Here is a 4,546-nt window from a genome sequence, read left to right on the forward strand (position 1 = left end):
GCAAAGTGCTGACTGATAGAGACTGTCATAACACGAACCGTCTTTTAATGACGCAAATCCATCTTTAATTGCCTGTTCTTCCATGGAAGAAATCCAGAGCCGCTTCATCGGCTTTTTGCATCCTGCCTGCTCATACACCAGGCGAAAGATTAACTCTCCTTCACGTCCTGCATCAGTAGCACAGATCACTTCATCTACATTGGAATCTCTCATCAGTTTTTTCAAGATTCCGTACTGCTTCTTTGTTCCATCCAAAACCTTGTGTCTCCAGCATTCCGGCACAATCGGCAGATCTTCATATCTCCATTTTTTATATTTTTCATCGTATTCCGATGCATCGCATAATCCAACTAGATGTCCTATGCACCAGGAAACGATATAACCGTTTCCCTCCACGTAGCCATCTTTTCTTGTTCTGGCTCCCAGTACCGAAGCCAGTGCCATCGCAACCGATGGCTTTTCTGCAATCACTAATTTCATTTACTCCTACTCCTCTTCTTCATCTTCCAGTACATCATCATTGAAATCTTCATCTCTCAGGATTTCCGGTTCTGCACTTTCTTCCTGCTCATCTGCATCGTCTACTTCCCGTTTTTCTGACTCTGAATCTTCGGATTCATCTTCATCCTCTTCCATCTCATCCTCGTCATCATATTCATGCTTTGGTTTATAGACTTTGAAGTAATATCCTCCTGCCGCAGCTCCGACTGCAACCAGTACGATCAAAAGATACGTTCCAAATGAACTTTTATCTTCCGGCATCTGGATGTCATCCTCTACCTTATATTTCTCGGATGACTCTGTCGTTTCCGGTTTTTCTTCCTCTGCTTTTTTCTCTGGTTCTGCATAAACAGTATCTACTTCCGGAAGTGTCACTGAATTAGAAAGTGTGAAGTTCATCAGATCTTTCTCACTGACTTCGGTAAGGAAATACACATTATCCTGAGATTTTGAATTATCAATAATCAGATAGAAAATCTTACCACTCTTTGTTGAAATGGTATAAAACTCTTTTGTTCCTTCCGTAGCTGTTTTTGTAACGGATTCTGCCGTCTCGCCTTCTTTATTAAGCTGTTTCTCAATACCTGTTACTGTCCGATCATCCACGGTCCCTTTTGCATCTGTCGGCTCAGAAGCCTGTGCATCCTGCGGAAGCGGAGAAGTCGTTGTTTTCTCAGTTCCCGTTGCATCTGCACTGGTCGTAGTTGCCATTGCACCATTGCTGTCACTGGAAGTTTTCTGTTTCTCTGCCTGCTTCTTTGCCCATTCATAGTAAGGATTCTGCAACACATACTTTTCAGAAGTATTTCCAGCACCGTCTGTTACCGTAATCTCAATCTGTTTTGTAGTAAAATCTTTCTGTGTCAGTTGCACTCTCAGCATTCCATCCTTCAAGTCTGTATAAGTGGTGCCATTGACTGTTACCGCAGTAATCCCGGATACTGTATCATTCCCCTGAATCGTCAGCACACCATCTGTCAGAGAAGCAGAAAGTGTCGGCTTTTCCGTGTCATAACACTTAATAGAGCGATTCTGCTCATAGACCTTTCCCTCACCATCTGTCACACGCACATACACTGTCTGATTTCCAGTGATCGTGATACTTCCGCTTCCGGTTACATCCTGCCAGCTTCCATCTTTTCCTGCTTTCGCTTCAATCTTTGCTATTGAGAAACCTTCCGGCATATGGCTGGCATCTACCGTAACAGCAATGGTTGTTTCTCCCTGTTTCCAGCCATCCGGTTTCTCAATCGTAATCGCAGGTGTGGTATTCTCAGCTGCATAAGCAGTCTGTGTCTGGAGCAAAGGTGTTGTCAGGCAAAGAAATGTCGTTGCTGCAAGCAAGCTCTTTTTTACCCTGCTTTTAGTAATTGTTCTCTTCTTCTGTTTCATTTTTTCCAGATTCATCATCGGCTTTTGTTTCCTCCTTCTGTATTTCCACCCTGCCGGGCAGTTCATTTTTCATTCTCTTTTTGAAAGCTTCCAATTCCGGAATACTCATATCCATTGCACGGATAATTCTTACAATTTCCAGATTTTCCGCTTCTGTTTTTGCAATCTCCGCAGCCTTGAACCGCTTTAAGTCTGCTTCATATCTGGCTTTGGATGCTTCCATTTTTTCCTTGGCTTTCTCATAATCCGCCGTTGCTTTTTCAAGACTTTTCATCGCTTCTCCTTTCCGGACGGCTGATGCAGCCGCCCTTTTTTCTTACCATCGTCCAAATCCATAGAAATGGCTCTGCCAGTATGGTGAATTGATGGACGTGTACTGCACCGGATGACCGCAATGGATCATCTGACCATTGCCTACATAGATTCCAATGTGCGTTACCGGAACTCCTGCATCATAAGTGCCTGTAAAAAAGATCAGATCTCCCGGCTGTGCTTCTGACTGAGATACCGGCGTGCAGATGTCATACAGTCCCTGTGCAGTCAATCTTCCTGTATTCCTTACACCAGAGTTTGTCAGGCAGTAACTTACAAATCCAGAACAGTCAAATCCACTTGGAGAATATCCACCCCACACATACGGTGTTCCTAGATATCTCGCTGCTTCGTTCAACAAACGCTGTGCCGCTTCACTGGTGTATTCATTGCCGCCAAAGCCTGCCCCTTCTCCAGTTTCCAGATAAAAGATCGGGTTTAAGCGCTCTCCATTTTTCAGAAGTTCAATATGAAGATGGCTTCCTGTAGAATTTCCAGTATTTCCTACAAGACCAATCTCATCACCTTTCGTGACGGATACACCTGCAGATACACTCCGGCTACTTAAATGTGCATACCGCAGTTCATAGCCTTTACTGTCCTTGATCACAACATAATTGCCATAGCTGTCGTTATAAGCAGAAGTTGTAACCGTTCCGGTCAGCCCTGCCATTACTTTTGTTCCCTCCGGCGCTCCGATATCCATACCATTATGAAGCTGATTTGCTCCTGAAATTGGATGAATCCGATATCCATAATAACTTGTCACACTGGAATACCAGTTAAAATCAACCGGTGTCGCAAACATCTGTAAATTACCTTTCGTATCGTTATAGACACTGAACAGTTCTTTCTGGAAAAATCCCAGCCTGTCCTGACAGATCGACATCAGATTTCCGCTGTTTAAGGTGACATTCAGCACATCTATATCTCTTGTCCTGGTCACTTCCACTTCCTGGCTTCCATTATCATCTGCCAGATAGCATTCCCAGGTCTTATGACCATGTGCGGATGCTGCCGCATGACTGTCATAATAGACATCAAACTGTACACCGTATCTTGCGAAAGCTCCGGTATCTTCTACCGTATATTCGACACCATTCATGACCACCTTTGTTCCCATTGGAACAAACGGATTGGAAGCATCTACTGCTAAGGTATGATTGGCTGTTGGATATGCTCCACTGGCAGTCGGTCCTCCACTCCAAATACCACAACAGATTGGACAGTTACAATATCCGCTTGTTACAACCTGTCCCAACGATTCTCCAACTCTTACTGTTGCTGTCTCTGTCACAGTTTCATTGACTGCTTCAGTAGTCAGATGATATTGCTCTACAAACAATGCATCCAGTTCAGGCTTGACCTGTTCAAAAGTAAACTCCTCATACTTTGCTGACAGATAACTGATTAGGATAAACGGATCATGCTCAATAGGTCCGATGTTATATCGGTATTCCTCATGTCCCGATTCTTCAGACTCCATGTTGTTAATCCGCTCCTGCAGATTAGCTTCCAGCTGTGTATAATACAGTTCCGCTTCCCGGATTGCTTGATCCGATGACAGATAACTGGTTCCCGTGTAAGTGATCACATTTTGTAAAAACACTGCAGAGCATGACGTGACATTCGTTATAATCAGAAACATCAATCCGATCAGAACTGCCACACTGATATACACCTTCCGGTTTTCTTTAAAGAAGTTGGTGACCTTACCGCCAATCTTCTTAATATAATCAATCGTACCTTTTGTAGCTGTTCCTACTATCTGTTCACTTCGCTTCGCTTTGGCATAATCCCGTTTGATCTGTTGCTTCTGAATCTGTTTTTTCAGCTTCTTCTGCTCCTGATGGGATGCAGCCTGTGCCTGTTTCTCTGCCTGTCTCTCAAGTCTGCTTCTTTTTCTGGATGCCCACTGTTTCCTGCGTCTGGCACTTCTCTGTTCCAGCCGGTAAACACCTTCGCCGCTTTCTTCTAACTTATGGGCACCTTCTACCGCCGCATTATCGTCTTCATTTTTGCTAATCTCACGGTGTAATGCTACGGAAGTTGCACTTCCTGCTTTCTTGACAACAGAAGTTTTTTCTGTTTTCACAGATTCCCCTTCACCAAACTTCAAACGGGATTTTTTCTTTCCAGGAGTTTCTCCTTCATTTGCCTGATAGACCTGTGCTTTCTTGGAATGCTGCTTTGCTTCCTTTTTCTTTCTTGCTTCTTCATAAGAAAACTTTTTGGCTTTTTCCTTCTGTTTCTGATGGCGGAAATTGACTCCATCCGTATCCATCTGGTTCAATTTCTCCATATCTTTGTCATTTTTCACAGAAGCACCAGTTTCCTCATA

The 4,546-nt window shown here is 43.7% G+C and carries 4 protein-coding genes; all 4 read right to left on the reverse strand.

The window, feature by feature from the left end:
- A partial coding sequence (locus ARB69_RS25075) for a toprim domain-containing protein (RefSeq protein ID WP_242857667.1) occupies window positions 1-480 on the reverse strand: 480 nt, incomplete at its 3' end.
- A 6-nt stretch (window positions 481-486) separates the two neighbouring features.
- Window positions 487-1,911 (reverse strand): CD1107 family mobile element protein, encoded by a 1,425-nt coding sequence (locus ARB69_RS25080; RefSeq protein WP_330377762.1) that lies wholly within the window; start codon window positions 1,909-1,911, stop codon window positions 487-489.
- Window positions 1,865-2,167: a DUF4315 family protein gene (locus ARB69_RS25085; protein WP_008688068.1), complete on the reverse strand. Its 303-nt coding sequence runs from the start codon at window positions 2,165-2,167 to the stop codon at window positions 1,865-1,867. The genes ARB69_RS25080 and ARB69_RS25085 overlap by 47 nt, the downstream gene beginning before the upstream one ends.
- Window positions 2,168-2,209: 42 nt before the next feature.
- Window positions 2,210-4,546 (reverse strand): CD1108 family mobile element protein (locus ARB69_RS25090; protein ID WP_055155357.1); only part of this gene is annotated, 2,337 nt, incomplete at its 5' end.

This window comes from Faecalicatena contorta (genome assembly GCF_001404335.1).
Taxonomy (GTDB): Bacteria; Bacillota; Clostridia; order Lachnospirales; family Lachnospiraceae; genus Faecalicatena; species Faecalicatena contortus_B.